We start from the raw sequence: 294 nt of genomic DNA, 5'->3' as shown, positions 1-294 counted from the left end.
GGCATTATCAAAGATTGTTATCTGGTTATTGCGGCGTGTAGCACTTGTTGCCGCAAAATGGATATTGGTGGCTGTGTCGATGCGTAAAGCATTTACGAAGCCTTCGCCAAAATCTTTGGTCATATCAATCTGATTTGAATAAATTTTATTACCGTCTTTTTGAACAATTTCAACATTTCCTTGTGCGATAATACGTCCTGTCTTTTGATTATAAGTGACTTTTTGGGCAACAACTTTATTGCCATTATATTCGATTTGCACATTGCCTTGTGCAGAAACAGTATTTTCATCGCG

1 protein-coding gene is annotated in these 294 nt (G+C 37.4%); it reads right to left on the bottom strand.

Annotated elements, in window-relative coordinates; all coding sequences use genetic code 11:
• The coding region (locus ACFINZ_RS11575; RefSeq protein ID WP_375701594.1) for an LptA/OstA family protein at nt 1-294 on the bottom strand (294 nt) is incomplete at both ends.

The sequence above is a fragment of the Bartonella sp. AA81SXKL genome (assembly GCF_042196945.1).
Taxonomy (GTDB): domain Bacteria; phylum Pseudomonadota; class Alphaproteobacteria; order Rhizobiales; family Rhizobiaceae; genus Bartonella.
Note: the sequence above shows the minus strand (reverse complement) of the source record. Positions and strands in the feature narration are given on the sequence as shown.